Origin of the sequence: Streptomyces dryopteridis (genome assembly GCF_049606955.1) — a bacterium.
GTDB lineage: Bacteria > Actinomycetota > Actinomycetes > Streptomycetales > Streptomycetaceae > Streptomyces.
In genome coordinates this window covers 1708742-1729555 of the sequence record NZ_CP187113.1, presented here as the reverse complement: position 1 = coordinate 1729555, position 20814 = coordinate 1708742, and the positions used below count along the sequence as shown (strand labels likewise).

Annotated in this window: 16 protein-coding genes and 1 riboswitch; of the genes, 7 read left to right on the top strand and 9 right to left on the bottom strand. The window is 70.9% G+C overall.

Annotated elements, in window-relative coordinates:
* Positions 1 to 41 precede the first annotated feature (41 nt).
* Together ACN20G_RS06990 and def are read left to right on the top strand one after the other, a co-directional pair.
* A complete protein-coding gene (locus tag ACN20G_RS06990) occupies positions 42 to 1034 on the top strand; it encodes a tetratricopeptide repeat protein (protein ID WP_424211853.1) in 993 nt (330 codons plus the stop codon).
* 68 nt (positions 1035 to 1102) lie between these two features.
* Positions 1103 to 1744: a peptide deformylase gene (gene def / locus ACN20G_RS06985; protein WP_424211852.1), complete on the top strand. Its 642-nt coding sequence runs from the start codon at positions 1103 to 1105 to the stop codon at positions 1742 to 1744.
* Between the two features lie 100 nt (positions 1745 to 1844).
* On the opposite strand, the gene ACN20G_RS06980 is transcribed toward def, so the two are convergent.
* The 6 genes from ACN20G_RS06980 to ACN20G_RS06955 all read right to left on the bottom strand — a co-directional run bounded on the left by ACN20G_RS06980 (position 1845) and on the right by ACN20G_RS06955 (position 10857).
* The gene (locus ACN20G_RS06980) at positions 1845 to 2870 is read right to left on the bottom strand and encodes a ribonucleotide-diphosphate reductase subunit beta (protein WP_424211851.1); all 1026 of its coding nucleotides are present in this window, start codon (positions 2868 to 2870) and stop codon (positions 1845 to 1847) included.
* Positions 2861 to 5284 carry a ribonucleoside-diphosphate reductase subunit alpha gene (locus tag ACN20G_RS06975; protein WP_424211850.1) on the bottom strand — a complete coding sequence of 808 codons (2424 nt, stop codon included), beginning with the start codon at positions 5282 to 5284 and terminating at the stop codon, positions 2861 to 2863. The genes ACN20G_RS06980 and ACN20G_RS06975 overlap by 10 nt, the downstream gene beginning before the upstream one ends.
* 166 nt (positions 5285 to 5450) lie before the next feature.
* Positions 5451 to 5604, bottom strand: a riboswitch (cobalamin riboswitch).
* Positions 5605 to 5904: 300 nt separating this feature from the next.
* The gene (locus ACN20G_RS06970) at positions 5905 to 6411 is read right to left on the bottom strand and encodes a GNAT family N-acetyltransferase (protein WP_424211849.1); all 507 of its coding nucleotides are present in this window, start codon (positions 6409 to 6411) and stop codon (positions 5905 to 5907) included.
* An 84-nt stretch (positions 6412 to 6495) separates the two neighbouring features.
* On the bottom strand, positions 6496 to 6690 hold the full coding sequence (locus ACN20G_RS06965) for a YbdD/YjiX family protein (protein ID WP_424211848.1): 195 nt from the start codon (positions 6688 to 6690) through the stop codon (positions 6496 to 6498).
* On the bottom strand, positions 6687 to 8837 hold the full coding sequence (locus ACN20G_RS06960) for a carbon starvation CstA family protein (protein WP_424215404.1): 2151 nt from the start codon (positions 8835 to 8837) through the stop codon (positions 6687 to 6689). Before ACN20G_RS06960 ends, ACN20G_RS06965 begins: the two co-directional genes overlap by 4 nt.
* Positions 8838 to 10092: 1255 nt before the next feature.
* Entirely contained in the window at positions 10093 to 10857 is a 765-nt protein-coding gene (locus ACN20G_RS06955) for a GntR family transcriptional regulator (RefSeq protein WP_424215403.1), read from the bottom strand.
* A gap of 297 nt (positions 10858 to 11154) precedes the next feature.
* On the opposite strand from ACN20G_RS06955, the gene ACN20G_RS06950 reads away from it, so the two are divergent.
* From ACN20G_RS06950 to ACN20G_RS06935, 4 genes are all read left to right on the top strand, one after another.
* Positions 11155 to 12459, top strand: coding sequence for an extracellular solute-binding protein (locus tag ACN20G_RS06950; RefSeq protein WP_424211847.1), 1305 nt, complete (start codon positions 11155 to 11157; stop codon positions 12457 to 12459).
* A gap of 142 nt (positions 12460 to 12601) precedes the next feature.
* Entirely contained in the window at positions 12602 to 13606 is a 1005-nt protein-coding gene (locus ACN20G_RS06945; RefSeq protein ID WP_424211846.1) for a carbohydrate ABC transporter permease, read from the top strand.
* On the top strand, positions 13603 to 14499 hold the full coding sequence (locus ACN20G_RS06940; RefSeq protein ID WP_424211845.1) for a carbohydrate ABC transporter permease: 897 nt from the start codon (positions 13603 to 13605) through the stop codon (positions 14497 to 14499). Before ACN20G_RS06945 ends, ACN20G_RS06940 begins: the two co-directional genes overlap by 4 nt.
* Positions 14500 to 14503: 4 nt before the next feature.
* A complete protein-coding gene (locus ACN20G_RS06935) occupies positions 14504 to 16003 on the top strand; it encodes a glycoside hydrolase family 3 protein (RefSeq protein WP_424211844.1) in 1500 nt (499 codons plus the stop codon).
* A 188-nt stretch (positions 16004 to 16191) separates the two neighbouring features.
* On the opposite strand, the gene nagB is transcribed toward ACN20G_RS06935, so the two are convergent.
* A complete protein-coding gene (gene nagB, locus ACN20G_RS06930) occupies positions 16192 to 16977 on the bottom strand; it encodes a glucosamine-6-phosphate deaminase (RefSeq protein ID WP_424215402.1) in 786 nt (261 codons plus the stop codon).
* Between the two features lie 594 nt (positions 16978 to 17571).
* Here nagB and ACN20G_RS06925 point away from each other — a divergent pair.
* Positions 17572 to 19041, top strand: a complete 1470-nt coding sequence (locus tag ACN20G_RS06925) for a sensor histidine kinase (protein ID WP_424215401.1) — start codon at positions 17572 to 17574, stop codon at positions 19039 to 19041.
* A gap of 195 nt (positions 19042 to 19236) precedes the next feature.
* On the opposite strand, the gene ACN20G_RS06920 is transcribed toward ACN20G_RS06925, so the two are convergent.
* Together ACN20G_RS06920 and ACN20G_RS06915 are read right to left on the bottom strand one after the other, a co-directional pair.
* On the bottom strand, positions 19237 to 19494 hold the full coding sequence (locus ACN20G_RS06920; protein ID WP_003953983.1) for a WhiB family transcriptional regulator: 258 nt from the start codon (positions 19492 to 19494) through the stop codon (positions 19237 to 19239).
* A gap of 319 nt (positions 19495 to 19813) precedes the next feature.
* On the bottom strand, positions 19814 to 20785 hold the full coding sequence (locus tag ACN20G_RS06915; protein ID WP_424211841.1) for a diacylglycerol/lipid kinase family protein: 972 nt from the start codon (positions 20783 to 20785) through the stop codon (positions 19814 to 19816).
* Between the last annotated feature and the right edge of the window lie 29 nt (positions 20786 to 20814).

Here is a 20814-nt window from a genome sequence, read left to right as displayed (position 1 = left end):
GTCCGCACAGGGCTGCACCGTTGGACCGGCAGGCGGGAATCGTGAGGATCTTCGGGAAGGTACGGCATCGACCCTCCGCCTCGTGGCGGCAGGCCACCGACCGCGCGTTCACACTGATCGGCGACGGCCGGTACGAGGACGCGGGCGCGCTGCTCACCAGAGCGGCCGACCTCGAACCGTGGCTCTCGGAGTCCTGGTTCAACCTCGCGCTCCTGCACAAGTTCCGGCACGACTGGGAACAGGCCCGCGCCGCCGGCCTGCGCGCCGTCGCCCTCCTCGACCGCGGGGTGGGCGCCCCGGACTGGTGGAACGTGGGCATCGCCGCCACCGCCCTCCAGGACTGGCCGCTGGCCCGCCGGGCCTGGCAGGCGTACGGGCTGAAGGTGCCCGGCGACCCGCGCGGCACCGGCACCGGCGAACCCCTGGGCATGGAACTGGGCAGCGCCGCCGTCCGCCTCTCGCCCGAGGGCGAGGCCGAGGTCGTGTGGGGCCGGCGGCTCGATCCGGCCCGTCTGGAGGTGCTCTCGATCCCGCTGCCCTCCTCCGGCCGCCGCTGGGGCGAGGTGGTGCTGCACGACGGGGTCCCGCACGGCGAACGCGTCACCGCCGCCGGCCCCTCCTACCCCGTCTTCGACGAGATCGAGCTGTGGGCCCCCTCGCCCGTCCCCACCTGGGTGGTGCTGCTGGAGGCCGCCGCCGAGGAGGACCGGGACGCCCTGGAGGCCCTCGCCGCCGACGCCGGATTCGCGGCCGAGGACTGGTCCTCCTCCGTGCGCCTGCTGTGCCGGACCTGCTCCGAGAGCGAGATGCCCAGCGGGGAGGGCGAGGGCGAGCACCTCGACCCCCACGACCACAGCGAACCCGGCCACCCCGGCCCGCTGGGCCACCGCACCGCCGGCTCCGGCTCCCTGTGGGTGCCCGAGCGCGAGTGCGGGATCGCCGCCCCGGCCGGCCTCGTGCGCGGACTGCTCGACGGCTGGGTCGCCGACAGCCCCGACACCCGGGAGTGGCGCGATCTGGAAGAGGTCTGCTGAAGGCCCCCGGCGCTGCCCGTAGGCTGTAGGGCGACACGTGGCAGGACGAGGAAGGCACGAGAGCGACGATGGCCGAGCAGCACAACGAGCAGGACCAAGAGGTTTCGGTGAACGACGGCTACGTGGTCGACACCGAGGACTGTGAGGCGCGCGAGCTGGCCCACCGCGAGCGCGGCACGGCGCGCCCGATCACCACCGTCGGCAACCCCGTCCTGCACCGCGAGTGCAAGGACGTCACCGAGTTCGGCGACGAGCTGGCCAAGCTGATCGACGACATGTTCGCCAGCCAGAAGGCCGCCGAGGGCGTGGGCCTGGCCGCCAACCAGATCGGCGTGGACCAGAAGGTCTTCGTGTACGACTGCCCGGACGACGAGGGCGTCCGCCACACCGGCGTCGTCGTCAACCCGCGCCTGGTCGAACTGCCCGCCGGCAGCCGCGTGTTGGACGACTCCAACGAGGGCTGCCTGTCGGTGCCCACCGCGTACGCCGCGCTGGCCCGCCCCGACTACGCCGAGGTCACCGGCCAGGACGCCCAGGGCAACCCGATCAAGGTCCGCGGCACCGGCTACTTCGCCCGCTGCCTCCAGCACGAGACCGACCACCTGTACGGCTACCTGTACATCGACCGGCTCTCCAAGCGCGACCGCAAGGACGCCCTGCGCCAGATGGCCGAGGGCACCCCGCGCTACGAGACCGTCCCCAACGACTGACCGCGGGCCCGGCCCGCACGCCCGAAGGCCCCGCCCCGGAACGCGAGTTCACGGGGACGGGGCCTTCGGGCGTACGGCGCGCGCGACGCCGCGCGCGGGCTCAGAAGTCCTCGTCGAGGTCGACGGTGCCCTCCACCGCGACCTGGTACGCCGAGGGGCGCCGCTCGAAGAAGTTCGTGAGCTCCTGCACGCCCTGGAGCTCCATGAACGAGAACGGGTTGCTCGAACCGAACACCGGGTCCAGGCCCAGCCGGACCAGCCGCTGGTCGGCCACGCACTGCAGGTACTCGCGCATGGACTCGGTGTTCATGCCCGGCAGCCCGTCCCCGCACAGGTCGCGGCCGAACTGGAGCTCCGCCTCGACGGCCTCCTTCAGCATCTCCGTGACCTGCCGGCCCAGCTCCTCGTCGAAGAGCTCCGGCTCCTCCTTGCGGACCGTGTCCACGACCTCGAACGCGAAGTCCATGTGCATGGACTCGTCCCGGAACACCCAGTTGGTGCCGGTGGCCAGGCCGTGCAGCAGGCCGCGGCTGCGGAACCAGTACACGTAGGCGAAGGCCCCGTAGAAGAACAGGCCCTCGATGCACGCCGCGAAGCAGATCAGGTTCAGCAGGAAGCGGCGCCGGTCGGACGCGGTCTCCAGCTGGTCGAGCTTCTCCACCGAGTCCATCCAGCGGAAGCAGAACTGCGCCTTCTCGCGGATCGACGGGATGTTCTCCACCGCGTCGAACGCCGCCGCCCGGTCCTCCGGGTCCGGCAGGTAGGTGTCGAGCAGCGTCAGGTAGAACTGCACGTGCACGGCCTCCTCGAAGAGCTGCCGCGACAGGTACAGCCGCGCCTCCGGGGAGTTGATGTGCTTGTACAGGGTCAGCACGAGGTTGTTCGCGACGATCGAGTCACCGGTCGCGAAGAACGCCACCAGCCGGCCGATCATGTGCTGCTCCGCCGGGCTCAGCTTCGCGAGGTCGGCCACGTCCGAGTGCAGGTCGACCTCCTCCACCGTCCACGTGTTCTTGATCGCGTCCCGGTAGCGCTCGTAGAAGTCCGGGTACCGCATCGGCCGCAGCGTCAGCTCGAAACCCGGGTCGAGCAGGTTCTGGGATCGGGTGGGGGTGCTCACTGGCATGCCTCGCAGGACTCGGGGTTCTCAAGGGAGCAGGCCAACGCGTCGGCGTCGAGGGCCTGCGGGAGGGGGGCGGCGGTCGCGGGCACCGTCGCCGGGGCGGCGGCCTCGACGCGGGCGCCGCCCTGCGCGGCCCGGGCGATCTTCGTCGCCGGACGGGACCGCAGGTAGTACGTGGTCTTCAGCCCCCGCTTCCAGGCGTACGCGTACATCGAGCTGAGCTTGCCGATGGTGGGCGTCTCCAGGAACAGGTTCAGCGACTGGCTCTGGTCCAGGTACGGGGTGCGGGCGGCGGCCATGTCGATCAGGCCGCGCTGCGGGATCTCCCACGCCGTGCGGTACAGCTCGCGCACCTCGGCCGGGATCCAGCCGAAGCCCTGCACGGAGCCCGATGCCTCGCGCAGCGCCTCGCGGGTCTGCGCGTCCCACACGCCCAGCCGCTTCAGCTCCTCCACCAGGTAGGTGTTGACCTGGAGGAACTCCCCGCTGAGGGTCTCGCGCTTGAACAGGTTCGACACCTGCGGCTCGATGCACTCGTAGACGCCCGCGATGGACGCGATGGTGGCGGTCGGGGCGATGGCCAGCAGCAGCGAGTTGCGCAGGCCCGTGCTCGCCATCCGGGTCCGCAGCGCCTCCCAGCGCTCCGGCCAGTGGTGCGTCACTCCGTAGTGGTCCGGGTGCAGCACGCCGCGCGCCGTGCGGGTCTCCTCCCACGCCGGCAGCGGCCCGTGCCGCTCGGCGAGGTCGGTGGACGCCTCGTACGCGGCCAGCATGATCCGCTCGGCGATCCGCGTGGACAGCTCCTGCGCGGCCGGCGAGTCGAAGGGCAGCCGCAGCTTGAAGAACACGTCCTGCAGACCCATCGCGCCCAGGCCCACCGGACGCCACTTGGCGTTGGAACGGCCGGCCTGCTCGGTCGGGTAGAAGTTGATGTCCACGACCCGGTCGAGGAAGGTCACGGCGGTGCGCACGGTGGCGTCCAGCCGCTCCCAGTCCAGCTCGCCGGTGCGCTCGTCCACGAAGGTGCCGAGGTTGACGGAGCCGAGGTTGCACACGGCCGTCTCGCCGTCGTTCGTGACCTCGATGATCTCGGTGCACAGGTTCGAGGAGTGCACGACGCGGCCCGGCAGCGCGGTCTGGTTGGCGGTGCGGTTGGAGGCGTCCTTGAACGTCATCCAGCCGTTGCCGGTCTGCGCCAGGGTCCGCATCATGCGGCCGTACAGCTCGCGCGCCGGCATCGTCTTGCGGGCCAGGCCGGCGGACTCGGCGCGGCGGTAGGCGGCGTCGAACTCCTCGCCGTACAGGTCGACCAGCTCGGGCACGTCGGCGGGGGAGAACAGCGACCAGGCGGCGTCGGCGTTCACGCGGCGCATGAACTCGTCCGGCACCCAGTGGGCCAGGTTCAGGTTGTGGGTGCGGCGCGCGTCCTCGCCGGTGTTGTCGCGCAGCTCCAGGAACTCCTCGAGGTCCGCGTGCCAGGTCTCCAGGTACACGGCGGCGGCGCCCTTGCGCCGGCCGCCCTGGTTGACGGCCGCGACGGAGGCGTCGAGGGTCTTCAGGAACGGGACGATGCCGTTGGAGTGCCCGTTGGTGCCGCGGATCAGGGAGCCGCGGGCCCGGATCCGGGAGTAGGACAGGCCGATGCCGCCGGCGTGCTTCGACAGCCGCGCCACCTGGTGGTAGCGGTCGTAGATCGAGTCCAGCTCGTCGGCGGGGGAGTCCAGCAGGTAGCAGGAGGACATCTGCGGGTGGCGGGTGCCCGAGTTGAACAGGGTCGGGGAGGAGGGCAGGTACTCCAGCCGGCTCATCAGCCGGTACAGCGAGGCCACCTCGTCCACGGCCGGCAGGGACTCGTCCTCGGCCAGGCCGCAGGCCACGCGCAGCATGAAGTGCTGCGGGGTCTCGATCACCTGCCGGGTGATGGGGTGGCGCAGCAGGTAGCGGCTGTGCAGGGTGCGCAGGCCGAAGAAGCCGAAGCGGTCGTCGGCGCCCTCGGCGAGGGCCGCGTCCACCAGGGCGTCCAGTCGCGCCGCGTGGGCGGTGACGAAGGCGGCGGTGCGGTCGGCGATCAGGCCCTCGGCGTGGCCCACGGCCACCGAGGCGGAGAAGGAGACGGCGCCCTGACCGGCGGCCTCGTCGGCCACGGCGAGGGTCAGCAGGCGGGCCGCGAGCCGCGAGTAGGCCGGGTCCTCGGAGATCAGGCCGGCCGCGGCCTCGCAGGCCAGCCCGCGCAGCTCGGCCGCGTCACTGGCGCCGCTGCGGCCGCGCAGGGCGGCGGCGGCCACCCGGCCGGGGTCGGTGTCGGGCAGGTCGGCGGTCAGCTCGGTGAGGGTGCGCAGCAGCGCGGCCCCGAGGCTCTCGGCGGTTGCCTCGGGCGGGGTGGACGCGGCGCGCGGTGCGGCAGGCGCGATGGTCACGTGGGGGCTCTCCCTCGCTCGGCTCCGGCCACTCGGGGCGGGGGCGACGGGGGGCGCACGCGAACGGGCGCACCGAGACCGCCCTGGGCAGGTTCGGGCGGGGTGCTCCGCGTGACGTCCACCGGCCCAACCGCGAGGCCCGGACGAATCGGCGCCCGGACCGGTCGGTCTGGGCGCACTGTCGGCAGGTCCTCGGACTCGCGCACCCCCGTGCGGCGCCCTCGCGGAGGAGGGACGGGCGAAAAGGGGTGTGTCACACCGTTGCGGGACAGTTCCGGATTCACACCGGATTCCCCTGCGGCGACAGCGAGCACGAGCATACATGTAGGGGGCGCGGGATGCGGACACCACCACATGTTGTGGACGGCCGGCGCCCGATGCGGGCGGTGCGCCCTGGTGACGGGGGTTTCGGGGGCTCCCGTGCGGGCTCGCGCGGCGTGTCGCGGAAGCGAACTCCGGGTCCTCGGAGAGGGGCGCATCGGCGCCCGCGCGGGGCCCGGGGGCGGCCGGCGGGCGCGTCGCGGGCGCGAACGCGCGGGGCCGCGGGGGCCGGCCGGCGCGCGGTGCGGCGCGCTCCGGGCCGGCGGTCGTGTTCACACGACCGTCACGCGGCGGGCGGGTCAGAAGGCGAGGCGGTAGGTGTGCAGCGGGTCCATCTCGGCGAACGGGGTCCAGTCGCGCTCCGGGGTGCGGATGAATCCGAGCCGGCGGTAGATCCGGTGGGCGCCGACCATGTCCCGCGTGGTGGACAGCACCAGGGCGCGCACGCCGGGCAGGGTCCGGGCCCGCTCCTCGCAGGCCCGCACGAGGGCCTCGCCGACGCCCCGGCCGCGGGCCTCGGGGGCCACGGCGAGCATCCGGAACTCGGCCTCGTCGGGGCCCGCGATGTCGCACATGGAGCTGCCGGGTTCGGCGAAGGTGACCTGGCCCAGCAGCAGGCCCTCGGCCTCGGCGGTGAGAATGACGACGCCGGGGTCGGCGGCCCGGCCGGCCACGTCGCGCAGCCGGTCCAGGTAGGGGTCCTCGGCGCCGAAGGCCACGAGGTCGTCGTCCAGGTAGACGCGCGCGGTGAGGTCACCGAGGGCCGCGTACTCCTCGGGGCGCGCGGTTCTGATCGTGAAATCCATCCGCCAAGTGTCGCACCGGCGCCGAAACCGGCACGAGCCGCCCACCGGCCCCGGTCGGGGTGGTGGGCGGCTCGCGCGGGGTGCTCAGCAGCAGCGGAAGCCCTCGCGCGGGTCGGCCTCGCGGGCGTCGGTGCGGGCCCGTTCGAAGGCGCGGCGGGTCAGTGGCTCGGCCGTCGGGTCGTGGCCCAGGGTGTGCGCCACGTACCGGTCGTAGGCGGCCTCGCCGGAGAACTCCCGGACGTAGAACCGGACCCGCTCCCACACCTGCCGGCCCGTCATGACGCGGCCGGCTCCTTGGCCTTGCCCGCGGCGGCCTCGGCGGCGGCGATCTCCGCCTTCTCCTCGGCGGTGGCGAACATGCCGGCCGGGGCGACGATCCTCGACTCGGTCCACGGGACCTCGGAGCTGGTCGTGGTCTCGGGCCGGCGGATCGCCTTCAGGCAGGTGCGGGCGGCGTCGGCGAGGACCACCAGGATGAGGACGGCGAACAGGACGGACAGGACGCCGTCGACGGTGGCGTTGGTGACGATGGTGTGCATCTCGTCGGCGTTCTTCGCGGGCGGCAGCACCTTGCCCGCGTCGATGCCGTCCTGGTACTTGTCGCGCTGGGCGAAGAAGCCGACCTTCACGTCCTCGGAGAAGACCTTCTGCCAGCTCGCGGTCAGGGTGACGGCCACGTCCCACAGCAGGGGCACGCCCGTGACCCAGGCCCACTTCAGCCGGCCGGACTTGACGAGCAGGGTGGTGCAGACGGCGAGGGCGACGGCGGCGAGCAGCTGGTTGGCGATGCCGAACAGCGGGAAGAGCTGGTTGATGCCGCCGAGCGGGTCGCTGACGCCGACCCACAGGAAGTAGCCCCAGCCGCCGACCACGATGGCGCTGGCGAGCCAGACGCCCGGCTTCCAGCTCACGTCCTTGAAGGACTTGTGCACGTTGCCGAGGGTGTCCTGGAGCATGAAGCGGCCCACGCGGGTGCCCGCGTCCACGGTGGTGAGGATGAACAGGGCCTCGAACATGATCGCGAAGTGGTACCAGAACGCCTTCATCCCGGCGCCGCCGACCACGGCGGAGAAGATCTCCGACATGCCCAGCGCGAAGGTCGGGGCCCCGCCGGTGCGCGAGAGCAGGCTGACCTCCTCGACGTCCTTGGCCGCCTGCGCGAGGTCGGCCGGGGAGATCGCGAAGCCGAAGTTGGTGACGGCCGCCGAGGCGGTCTCCACCGTGGTGCCGATGACCCCGGCGGGGCTGTTGACGGCGAAGAAGAGGCCGGGCTCGATGATGCAGGCCGCGATCACGGCCATGATGGCCACGAAGGACTCGGTCAGCATCGCGCCGTAGCCGATCATCCGGACCTGGGTCTCCTTCTGGATCATCTTCGGGGTGGTGCCCGAGGAGACCAGGGAGTGGAAGCCGGAGAGGGCGCCACAGGCGATCGTGATGAACACGAACGGGAACATGGAGCCGGCGAAGACGGGGCCGTCGCCGCGCGAGGCGAACTCGGTGACCGCCGGCATCTTCAGGGTGGGCAGGGCGACGACCACGCCGACGGCGAGCAGCGCGATCGTGCCGACCTTCATGAAGGTGGACAGGTAGTCGCGGGGCGCCAGCAGCATCCAGACGGGGAGCACGGAGGCGATGAACCCGTACACCACCATCCAGATGACCAGGGTCTCCTTCTCCAGCGTGAAGGTGTCGGCGAGGGAGGACTCGGCGACCCAGCCGCCGGCGACGATCGCGAGGAGCAGCAGCGCGACGCCGATCACGGAGACCTCGGTGACCCGGCCCGGCCGCAGCACGCGCAGGTAGAAGCCCATGAACAGGGCGATCGGGATGGTCATGCCGATCGAGAACACGCCCCACGGGGAGTGCGCCAGCGCGTTGACGATGACCAGCGCCAGCACCGCCAGCAGGATGATCATGATGATGAAGACGGCGACCAGCGCGGCGGCGCCGCCGACCGGTCCGATCTCGTCGCGGGCCATCTGGCCCAGCGAACGGCCGTTGCGGCGGGTGGAGAAGAACAGGGTGACCATGTCCTGGACCGCGCCCGCGAAGATCACGCCGGCGATGATCCAGATGGTGCCGGGCAGGTAGCCCATCTGCGAGGCGAGCACGGGGCCGACCAGCGGGCCGGCGCCGGCGACGGCGGCGAAGTGGTGCCCGAAGAGCACTCGGCGGTCGGTCGGGTGGAAGTCCACGCCGTTGTCGAGCCGTTCGGCCGGGGTGGCGCGGGTCTTGTCCACCTTCAGCACGCGGTTCGCGATGAACCGGGAGTAGAAGCGGTAGCCGATGGCGTAGGAGCCGAGCGCCGCGGCGAGCAGCCAGGCCGCGGAGATCTCCTCGCCGCGGGAGAGCGCGAGCACTCCCCAGCCGGCCGCGGCGACGAGCGCGACGAGCACCCAGACGGCGATGGACTTCGGCGTCATCCTGCCGGTGGTCACCGGCGCGGATTCCGCTTCTCTTTCGGGCATGATCCGTGCGTCCCCTCGTTGATCATTTGTCCCTGCGTGCGAATGCAGCGCAATCTACGACCGGCCGACCGTTGCGCGTAAGCCCTCGTCCGCATATCGGTACGGAACTCGGGCCCCTGAGCAGGTCGGAACGGTCGGGTACGGTTCCGGCTCCGGTCGACTCCGTCATCTCCGTGTTGACGGGCCCCGGTTGGTGTCCGGAGGGGGGACGACGGTGCGCGCGGACCGAACGGTTTCGGCCGGCGCGTCACGAGCACGACCGTGCGCCGCGCGCGTCGTGAGCGGCTCGGACGGGGCTCGCGCGGCGCTCGGAGCGGGTCCGGAAGCGGTCGGTCGGAGGGCGGGGTCGACGGGGGCGGACGGGGGCCGCGGGCCGGGTCGGCGGGGCCCGTGAGGAGCGGCCTGGTCCCGTCGGCATTTCCCCCCGCGCATTCGCTCGCGCATTCGCCTCCGATCGAATTCCCTTTCCCTCGGGCGGTGTTCCGGGACGGGTGGCTCGGACGGGTGTGCGGGACGCGGTGCGGGGAATGCGCGGGCGGCGCTCTTCGCGGTCCCGACGCGCGCGCGATATCCCGTCCCCGAACGCCCTCCGGAGAAAAGGATCTTGAGGCGCGAGGGCTCGGTCTCCGGCGAGGATCACGGCCGTTGGAGCGGAAGGAGGGGAATCCCGGTCAACCCTGCCCGGTTTCGGGCAGGTTCGGGCCCGTGGCGGATGCGGAATTCGCGTCGCGAGTCCCGCGCGGGGCCGTTCGGGGGCGGCTTCGATGGGTGCGCGCATTCGGCAGCCGGACGCCGGAGCGCGGGGCTCGGGGCGGGTGCGGGCGTCGGCGGCGCCGGAATGCCGAGGGGCTCCGCCCGAGGGGGTGCCGGGGCTCCGCGTCACGGGGTCCGGCGCGCCCGCGCGGCTCGCTCCGGGGCGGCCCGGACCTGCGGTGGTCACGGCCCGGGAGGGCCGGGGCGCGGGGGTGCGGGGGGTGTGCGGCCGGGGTGCGGTGCGGCGATCCGGGCCGGGGCCGCCGGCCGGAAACCGCCGGCCGTGCCCTCGTCGCCGAGCGGCGTGCGGCCGGGTGGTGCGGGAGTGGTGCGGGGGGCTCGGGTGCCCGCCGGGCGTCACGGGCCGGGCGGGGACTCGCGGGGGAGCGGCCGAGGGCCCTGGGATCGGGGCCGGTCGGTCGCGCGGGCCGGCCCGGGGAGGGGACGGCCCGGACGGTCAGTCCGTGGGGCGGCGCAGTCGGGCCACGAACTTGTAGCGGTCGCCCCGGTAGACCGAGCGCACCCATTCGACGGGCTCGCCGTCCTCGTCGAGCGAGTGCCGGGAGAGCATCAGCATGGGCAGGCCCACGTCGGTGCCGAGCAGCCCGGCCTCGCGCGGGGTGGCCAGGGAGGTCTCGATGGTCTCCTCGGCCTCCGCCAGGCGCACGTCGTAGACCTCGGAGAGGGCGGTGTAGAGCGAGGTGTACTTGACGAGCGAGCGGCGCAGGGCGGGGAAGCGTTTGGCCGAGAGGTGGGTGGTCTCGATGGCCATGGGTTCACCGCTGGCGAGTCGGAGCCGCTCGATCCGCAGCACCCGCCCGCCGGTGTTGATCTTCAGCTGGCCGGCCAGGGTGTCGTCCGCGGTGACGTACCCGATGTCGAGGAGCTGGGAAGTCGGCTCCAATCCCTGCGCCCGCATGTCCTCCGTATACGAAGTCAATTGCAACGCCTGGGAGACTTTCGGCTTGGCGACGAATGTCCCTTTGCCCTGAATGCGTTCCAGTCGACCTTCGACCACGAGTTCCTGCAACGCCTGCCGAACGGTGGTTCGCGAGGTGTCGAATTCCGCCGCGAGAGTGCGTTCCGGCGGCACCGGCGTGCCGGGGGGCATCGTGTCGGTCATGTCGAGCAAGTGCCGCTTGAGTCGGTAGTACTTGGGCACGCGCGCGGTCCGTGTCGGCGTCCCGCTCTCCGGGTCTCCGGTCGCCCCTTCGGTGGCCATCGCCGCCCGCCTTCCCGACTCCAGTTTCGTTGCCGTCACCGGCTCCTCCGATATGTGCGGTCACATCGTGACACGTGGGGGAGGGCACCCCTCGCCCCTCTCGAGGTGTCGGTCCGATAACAGGACCGGTCACGCGTTCATTAGACCCTTGACACCCCCAAAGGTCTAGGCCAAGCTCCGGGTACTGGTCTAAACCAATATGGATCAGATCCCGGCCCCACAGGCAGTACTTGGCGTTCTCGGCGGTCGCCGTCGCGGGCAAGGGAAGTGCAATGGAGCATCCCTGAGGAGGGTGGCGTGAAGCGCAAGCTCATGGCGGCTATCGGTGTCGCGGGCATGGTGGCCGGTCTGGCCGCGTGTGGTGGCAACGACGGTGGCAACAAGGCCGGCGGTGACCCGAAGGAGCGCAAGGGCGAGCTGACCGTCTGGCTCATGGTCGACGCGCAGACCAGCTGGCCGGAACTGGTCAAGGACGTCAACGCCGAGTTCAACAAGAAGTACCCGGACGTCAAGGTCAACGTCCAGTACCAGCAGTGGGGCGACAAGACCAAGAAGCTGGACGCCTCCCTCGCCGGTGACAAGTTCCCCGACGTGGTCGAGCTTGGCAACACCGAGACCATGACGTACATCCTCAACGGCGCCCTCGGCGAGGTCGACCCGAAGAAGTACGAGAACTCGGACTCCTGGATCAAGGGCCTCAAGGACACCTGCTCCTACGAGGGCAAGGTCTACTGCGTCCCGTACTACGCCGGCGCCCGCGTCGGTGTGTACAACAAGGACATCTTCAAGGAGGCCACCGGCTCCGACGCCCTCCCGGCCACCGAGAAGGACCTGACGGCGGCGCTCGACAAGATCGCCGAGAAGAAGGGCTCCGACAAGGCCTTCTCCCCGCTGTACCTCCCGGGTCGCTACTGGTACGCGGCCATGTCCTACGTCGCGGCGTACAACGGCCAGATCGCCAAGTACGACGAGGGCTCGAAGAAGTGGACCGCGAGCCTGTCCACCCCGGAGGCCCAGAAGGGCATCCAGCACTTCGTCGACCTCGTCAACAAGTACAACCACGGCGACAAGACGAAGGACGAGCAGGACCAGGCCAACGTCATGGCCAACGAGAAGGCCGCGCTGTTCTACGGCAACGGCTGGGAGTCCGGCAGCGTCGTCGACCCGGCGGCCAACGGCAACCCGAAGCTCAAGGACAAGATCGGCACCGCGGGCATGCCCGGCCCCGACGGCAAGGCGCTCCCGTCCTTCATCGGCGGCTCGGACCTGGCGACCATCTCCAAGTCCAAGCAGCAGGACCTCGGCGAGGAGTGGATCTCCCTCTTCACCAACGCCAAGGCCGGTGAGGTGCTCGCCTCCAAGAACGTGCTGCCGAACAACACCAAGCAGCTGGAGCCGCTGAAGGCCAAGCCCGAGACGGCCGCCGTCGCCAACGCCGTCCCGAACGCCTGGTTCACCCCGATCGCCCCCGGCTGGGCCGCGATCGAGAAGCAGGAAATCCTGGAGACCATGGTGCTCGACATCATCAAGGGCACCAGCGTCGCGGACGCCACCAAGAAGGCCGACGAGGCCATCAACAAGCTGATCAACGAGAAGTCCTGACCGTAGGGACTTCCGAGCCGCTCCCCGCACGGAGCGTGCGGATCGCTGAGTGATCCACCAAGGGGGGGTGGCAGACCGGTCACCGGTCCGCCACCCCCCTTTACCTCGTAAGACGCCGTGACCGATTGGAAGGCCGCCACCAGTGAGTGCTGCCGACATGAAAGCAGCCGAGCCAACGGCACCCGCTCAGCGGGCCGCCGCCGGCTCGGGTACCCAGCCCGCGGGAGTGGGTGACAAGAAGCCCAAGGCCAAGAAGAAGGCCGGCGCCTACCTGCCCTTCCTCCTGATAGCCCCGGCTTTCATCGCCATCGTGGCGGTCTTCGTCTGGCCCCTGGCGAAGACCATCATCATGTCCTTCCAGGACGTGGGCCGCCGAGAGCTCTGGTCGGGCGCCACCCCCGAGTGGGTCGGCCTCCAGCAGTTCACCAACATCCTGAGCGACGGCGAGTTCTGGTCCGTCGTCGTGCGCACCGTGGTCTTCATGGTGGTCTGCGTGGTCACGACCATGGCCCTCGGCCTCGGTGTCGCGATGGCCATGCAGCGCATGTCGAACTGGGTCCGGCTGACCCTGACCGCCGCGCTCATCGCCGCCTGGTCGATGCCGCTGCTGGTCTCCACCTCGATCTTCCGCTGGTTCTCGGACTCCGACTACGGCGTCCTGAACATGGTCCTCACCAAGTACTTCGGGCTGGACTTCCAGGGCCACAACTGGTTCATCAACCCGGTCCAGGGCTTCCTGATCATCGGCGGCGTCGTGGTCTGGGGCGCGATCCCCTTCGTGGCCGTGACCCTCTACGCCGCGCTGCTCCAGGTCCCCAAGGAACTGGAGGAGGCCGCGTCCCTCGACGGCGCCGGCGTCATGGGCGTCTTCGGCTACGTCACCTGGCCGGTCATCAAGCCGGTCTTCCAGATGGTCGCCACCCTCTCCGTGATCTGGGACTTCAACGTCTTCGGCCAGGTCTTCCTGATCCGCGGCAACAAGCCCGAGCCGGAGTACTCGCTGCTCGGCATCTACTCGTTCGAGAAGGCATTCTCGTCCAACTCCTTCAGCCAGGGCTCCGCCATCGCGCTGATCAGTGTCCTGCTGCTGTCCGGCGTCGCGGTGTACTACCTGCGCCAGCTGATGAAGATCGGAGAGGTCGAGTGAGCGCCACCACCTCCACCCCGCCCGCCGCGCCGGCCAAGCCCGCGAAGCCCGCCAAGAGCGGTGCGCAAAAGCGCCGCACCAGCCGCTACGTCTACAACGCCATCGGCATCGTCGGCTTCGTGATCATGGCCTTCCCGGTCTACTGGCTGATCATCAGCTCGCTGCGCCCGAACAGCGAGATCCGCAGCTACGACCAGACCCTGTGGCCGTCCTCGATCACGTTCGACAACTTCAGCCGCGCCATCAACGCCCCCAACTTCGGCACGGCGATCTACTCCAGCCTGCTGATCTGCGTCACCGCCGTGGTCGGCGGCATGATCCTCTCCACCATCGCCGCCTACGCCATCGGCCGCTTCAAGTTCTTCGGCCGCAAGGCGTTCATGATCGTGCTGCTGGTCATCCAGCTGCTCCCGCCCACCGCGATGCTCATCCCCATCTACATCCAGCTCAACGACCTCGGCGGGTTGAACGAGTACTGGGGCGTCATCGTCATCTACCTCGTCTCCACCCTGCCCTTCGCGACCTGGATGATCCGCGGCTTCGTGATCAACATCCCGAAGGAGCTGGAGGAGTCCGCGATGGTGGACGGCTGCTCCCGGATGGGCGGCTTCTGGCGGGTCATCTTCCCGCTGCTCGCCCCGGGCCTGGCCGCCGCGTCGATCTTCGCGCTGATCAACGCGTGGAACGAGTACCTGCTGGCCTACGTGGTCCTCCAGGACAACGACAAGTACACCCTCAACGTGTGGCTGATGAACTTCACGACCTCGCGTGGCACCGACTACGGCGCCCTGATGGCCGCGTCCACGCTCATCGCCATCCCGGTCGTCGTGTTCTTCATGATCGTCCAGAAGAAGATGGCCGCCGGCCTCACCTCCGGCGCCGTGAAGGGTTGATCCGATGACCGTCCTCGCACAGCACCGCGTCGACTCCGTCACCCGTGACGCGCTGGCCGTCCTCCAGCCCGGGTTCGTCGGCACCGAGCCGCCCGCCTGGCTGCTCCGCTCCCTCGACGAGGGCCTGGCCTCCGTCGCCCTCTTCGGGCGCAACGTCCAGGACCCCGAGCAGCTCGCCCGGCTGACCGCCCGCCTCCGCGCCGAGCGCGACGACGTCCTCGTCGCCATCGACGAGGAGGGCGGCGACGTCACCCGCCTGGAGGTCCACACCGGCTCCTCCTTCCCCGGCAACCTGGCCCTCGGCGCGGTGGACGACACCGAGCTGACCCGGCAGGTCGCGCACGCCCTGGCCCTGCGCCTGGCCGAATGCGGGATCAACTTCAACTGGGCGCCGTCCGCCGACGTCAACTCAAACCCCGACAACCCGGTCATCGGCGTCCGCTCCTTCGGCGCCGACACGGGCCTGACCGCCCGGCACACCGCCGCCTACGTCACGGGCATGCAGGCCGCCGGCGTCGCCGTCTGCACCAAGCACTTCCCCGGGCACGGCGACACCAACGTCGACTCCCACGAGGCGCTGCCCCGCATCGACGTGGACCTCGACACCCTCGCGGCCCGCGAACTGGTCCCGTTCAAGGCCGCCATCGCCGCCGACACCAAGGCGATCATGAGCGCGCACATCCTCGTGCCCGCCCTGGACGCCACCCGACCGGCCACGGTCAGCCCGCTGATCCTCACCGACCTGCTCCGCCGCGAGCTGGGCTACGAGGGCCTGATCGTCACCGACGGCATCGAGATGAACGCGATCGCCGGCACCTACGGCATCGAGCGCGGCACCGTCCTGGCCATCGCCGCCGGCGCCGACGCGATCTGCGTCGGCGGCGGACACAGCGACGAGGGCACCGTGCTGCGCCTGCGCGACGCACTGGTGTCCGCCGTCCGCGAGGGCACCCTCTCGGAGCAGCGTCTCGCCGACGCCGCCGCCCGGGTGCGGTCCCTCGCCGAATGGACCCGGGCCACCCGGGTCGAGGCCGCGCCGGGCGCGTCCGAGGAGGGGAACGCGCCCGGCATCGGCCTGGTCGCGGCCCGTCGCGCGCTGCGCGTCACCGGCGCCCCGCTCGCCCCGATCGCCGAGCCCTTCGTGGCCACCCTGGACTCCGTGTCCAACTTCGCGGTCGGCGCCGAGACCCCCTGGGGCATCGCGGCCGACCTCGCCGAGCTGCTGCCCGGCACCCTCGCCGAGACCTTCGGCGAGTCCGCGAAGGCCGAGGAGATCCGCGCCGCCGCCGGCGAGCGGACCCTGGTGATCGCGGCCCGCGACATCCACCGGCACGCCTGGATGGGCGCCCTCGTGGACGAGCTGGTCGCGGCCCGCCCCGACACCGTCGTGGTCGAGCTGGGCCTGCCGGGGGCCGAGCCCGCCGGCGCCCTGCACATCGCCACCCACGGCGCCTCCCGCGTCTGCGGGCGGGCGGCGGCGGAGTACATCGCGGGCGTGCGCTGACGCGTCGGCGCACCCGCGCACAGGCCGAGGGGCCGGCACCCGTCACGGGGGTGCCGGCCCCTCGTTCGCGTGCGGCCTCCCCGCGGGCTCCCGGGCCCCGGGAACGCCGAAGGGCCGGGAGCCCCGTGTGGGGGTCCCGGCCCTTCGGCGTGTGCCGTGCGGGCCCGCGAAGGGGCTCGCGGGGTCGGCTACAGGCCCTGCCAGGAGGGCTTGTTCGCGTAGGCGTGGCGGAAGTAGTCGGCCAGCTTCAGCTTGGAGGCGGCGGCCTCGTCCACGACCACGGTCGCGTGCCGGTGCAGCTGGAGCGCGGAGGCCGGGACCAGGGAGGAGACGGGACCCTCGACGGTCTGCGCGACGGCCTCGGCCTTGCCCTCGCCGGTGGCGAGCAGGACCAGGTGGCGGGCGTCGAGGATGGTGCCGATGCCCTGGGTGATGACGTGGTGCGGGACCTGCTCGATGTCGCCCTCGAAGAAGCGCGCGTTGTCCACGCGGGTCTGCTCGGTGAGGGTCTTGATGCGGGTCCGGGAGGCCAGCGAGGAGCAGGGCTCGTTGAAGCCGATGTGCCCGTCGGTGCCGATGCCCAGCAGCTGGAGGTCCACGCCGCCGGCGGCGGCCAGCGCGGCGTCGTAGTCCTCGCACGCGGCCACGATGTCGGCGGCGGAGCCGTCGGGGCCCATGAAGGACGCCTCGGACAGGCCGAGGGGCTCCACGACCTCGCGGAGCACGACGGCGCGGTAGGACTCGGGGTGGCCGGCGGGCAGGCCCACGTACTCGTCGAGCTGGCAGACGCGGGCCTTGGTCGCGTCGACCTCGCCGGCCTTCACCTTCGCCGCGAGCGCGGTGTAGATCGGCAGGGGGGTCGAGCCGGTCGCGACACCGAGGAGGGCGTCGGGCTTGCGGCGCACCAGGGCGGCCATGGCCTCCGCGATGAGCTCGCCGCCTGCCGCGGCGTCCGGGACGATGACAACTTCCACGCTGGGCCTGCCGATCTGGAGAGGGGTGTGCACTCTTGTGGTATAGACCAATCTAGCAGAGTGAAGCCCGCCGGGCCCCGCCGTTCGTCAGCTCTTCGCCCGACCTTCGTCCGGGTTTCGCCGAGGGCCGGAGCCGGGCGCGGGTCGCTCTCCATGCTGACGCGGACGGGCCGGGCGCGCACGGCGAGCGGGCCGGGGCGGGCTCGTGGGAGGGGGTGCGGGGGAGGTGGTCCTCGACCCCGCACGGGTCCTCCGGTCCACGGTGCCGGGGCAGGACCCTCAACCCGCCCGGCACCGTAAACCGGAGTTTCCACGGCCGACGGGTGTGCGGTTCCCGGCGGCCGGCAGGAGGTGCCGGCGCGGTCAGGGCAGAACGCGCGGCTTACCTCGATCCGTCCTCCTGTGCGGGGAGGGCGGAAGCGTGATCCCCATTGTGGACTAGACCAATATCCTCTGTCCATCCAAGTGACGCCGGGGGGTCGCCGTCACTTCCTCCAAGCGTACGCGGACCGGCGGGCCCGTGGGTATCACCGGGAGGAAAGTCTTGGCCCAAGACATTCCCGGGATCCGGGTACCCTCGCAAGCGTGCCCTCCATGAACGACCTCGTACGCCAGCACACCGCTCTCAGTGACACAGACCTGGAGTGGCTCCACATGTTGGTCTCGGAGTGGCAGCTGCTCTCCGACCTCTCCTTCGCGGACCTGGTGCTGTGGGTGCCCACCCTCGACGGCACCCGCTACGTGTCCGTGGCCCAGATGCGCCCGAACACCGGCCCCACCTCCTACCAGGACGACATGGTCGGCCACCTGGTCCCGCGCGGCCGCCGGCCGCTGCTCGACGCGGCCCTCGACGAGGGCCGGATCGTGCGCGAGGGGGACCCGGAGTGGCGCGAGGAGGTCCCGGTCCGGGTCGAGTCCATCCCGGTCCGCCGCGAGGGCCGGGTGCTCGGCGTGATCGCGCGCAACACCAACCTGCTCACCGTGCGCACCCCGAGCCGGCTTGAGCTCACCTACCTTCAGTCCGCCTCCGACCTGGCCCAGATGATCGCGGCCGGTTCCTTCCCCTTCCCGGGGCAGCAGGTGGACATGGACGCCTCCCCGCGCGCCGGGGACGGGCTGATAAGGCTGGACGCGGAGGGCGTGGTCACCTACGCCTCCCCGAACGCCCTGTCCGCCTACCACCGGCTCGGCCTGGCCTCCGACCTCGTGGGCCAGCACCTGGGCGCCATCACGGCCGAACTGGCCCCCTCCCGGGGCCCGGTGGACGAGGCCCTGGTGAAGCTCGCCAGCGGCTGGGCGCCGCGCGAGACCGAGGTGGAGGGCAGCAGCGGGGTGATCCAGCTCCGCGCGATCCCGCTCAAGCCCAAGGGGACCCGGATCGGCTCCCTGGTGCTGTGCCGGGACGTGACGGAACTGCGCCGCCGCGAGCGCGAGTTGATCACGAAGGATGCCACCATCCGGGAGATCCACCACCGGGTGAAGAACAACCTCCAGACCGTGGCCGCGCTGCTGCGCCTCCAGGCCCGCCGGATGGACTCCCCGCAGGGCCGCGAGGCGCTGGCCGAGGCGGTCCGCCGGGTGGGTTCGATCGCCATCGTCCATGAGACGCTGTCTCAGAACCTGGACGAGCGCGTGGAGTTCGACGAGATCGCCGACCGCGTGATCGCGATGGTCGCCGAGATCTCCCCGGGCCGGGTGGACTGCCGCCGGGTGGGCCGGTTCGAGATTTTGGACGCCGAAGTGGCGACCCCGCTGTCCATGGTGTTGACGGAGGTGCTCCAGAACGCCCTGGAGCACGCCTTCGCGCCGGGGGACCGGGGCACGGTGGAGGTGGCCGCCACCCGCACCGGAACGGGCCGGGCCGACGCCCGTCTGGTGATCACGGTCACCGACGACGGCAAGGGACTGCCCGCCGGCTTCGACCCGAAGAAGGCCGGGAACCTGGGCCTCCAGATCGTCCGCACCCTGGTCGAGGGCGAACTCGGCGGCCGCTTCGACATGGTCGCTGCCGAACCCCAGGGCACCCGCGTGGTGTTGGACGTGCCGGTGGCCCCGCAGAAATGACCGAACCCCGGGTCGTCACGGAAGGTGACGACCCGGGGTCGGATCGCGATCGCACACGCCGCGGATCATGGCCGGCGCGGGCCCCGCACAGCACTGAACCCCGGTCCGTGCGAACACGGTCCGGGGTTCGAGAGCACTGGTGCGGGCGCTGATGTGGGGGGAACTGCGCGCTGCGTCGAGGCTCGAAAGTCAGGGTCAGGCGCTGGCGTTGCGCGCCCGGTTGCGAGCGGCGCGGCGCTTCATCGCGCGGCGCTCGTCCTCGCTGAGACCGCCCCAGACGCCGGAGTCCTGACCGGACTCGAGCGCCCACTGCAGGCACTGCTCCATGACGGGGCAGCGACGGCAGACGGCCTTGGCTTCCTCGATCTGCAGCAGCGCAGGACCGGTGTTGCCGATGGGGAAGAAGAGCTCCGGGTCTTCCTCACGACAAACGGCGTTGTGACGCCAGTCCATGGCTGCTCCATCTCCTTGTATTGCGGGCAGGTTGCTTGTGAATGTGAACGCTTTCACGAATCGCCCCGTGAGGGAAGGGCCGACAGCCAGGTGTCTGGTGTTGGACCGGATTCGTGGAGGGGTTCTGGCGATCTGTGGGGGTGCCGGGTTCTGCGGGCTGTCCCGACCGCCATGAAGAGATTCGCAAACCTCGGACGGGGATACAACCCCTTCCGGAAAGTTTTTTTGGATTCGTCGGTGTCGACTAGGTCACAGCCCTACATCCTAGGGGTGGAGTAGCGCCTAAACGTTCGAGTGAAAGGACTTTAGGCCCTTCCACTCACACAATCACACGCAGTGCACGGCGAACGCCTGTGAACTGAACGCTGGTGCGCAAACCCAGGTGATCGCCGTCCATCTGGAAGGGCAGGGGGACCTTCGAATGCAAGGTGAAGTCGGTCAGATCGTGCAGGGACACGGCGTGCTTGCCGTGCGGACCGCGCTCAGGAGTCGAGGTCAGCAGCTGTGCGCCGTAGCGCGCGGCGGCCGAAGTTGACAAACGGTTCAACGCCAGCACGTCAAGCGCCGTGTCAAAGGATGCCTCGGGAGAGGCGTACAGCGGGCGATTTCCCAGATAAGTCCACGGTGACGTGTTGCACACTATCGACAACACCAGGTCCGTCACCGGATCCGCGTTCGGACGCTCCAAAGCGATCGTTCCGTGTCGCCGGTGCGGCTCCTCCCAGAACTGCCGCACCAACTGCCGCACGTACAACGCGTGCGTGGACCGCTTGCCCCGTTCCCGCTGTTGTTCGACCCGTCCCACCACGCCCGCGTCGAAACCGAAACCCGCGCAGAACGTGAACCAGCGCGCCGGCACCCCCTCGTCCTCGGTCCCCGGCGTCCCCGACGCCAGACCCAGGCCCACCGACCGCTCGCGCCGCTCCCGCAGCGCGTCCAACAGCACCCCGGTCGCCTCGACCGAGTCGTTCGGCAGCCCCAGCGCCCGCGCGAACACGTTCGTCGAACCGCCCGGCACCACCGCCAGGGCCGGCTGCCGGTCCGGATCCGGGCCGTCGTCGTCCAGCAGACCGTTGACGACCTCGTTGACGGTGCCGTCACCCCCCAGCGCCACCACCAGGTCGATGCTCCGGTCCCGCGCCGCCCGTCGGCCCAGGTCCCGCGCGTGCCCCCGGTACTCCGTGGTCACCGCCTCCAGCTTCATCTCGCTGGCCAGGGCGTGCACGAGCACGTCGCGCGTCCGCGCGCTGGTCGTCGTCGCTGCTGGGTTGGCCACGAGGAGAGCACGCATGGGAAGCAGAGTACCCACCCGTCGAACGG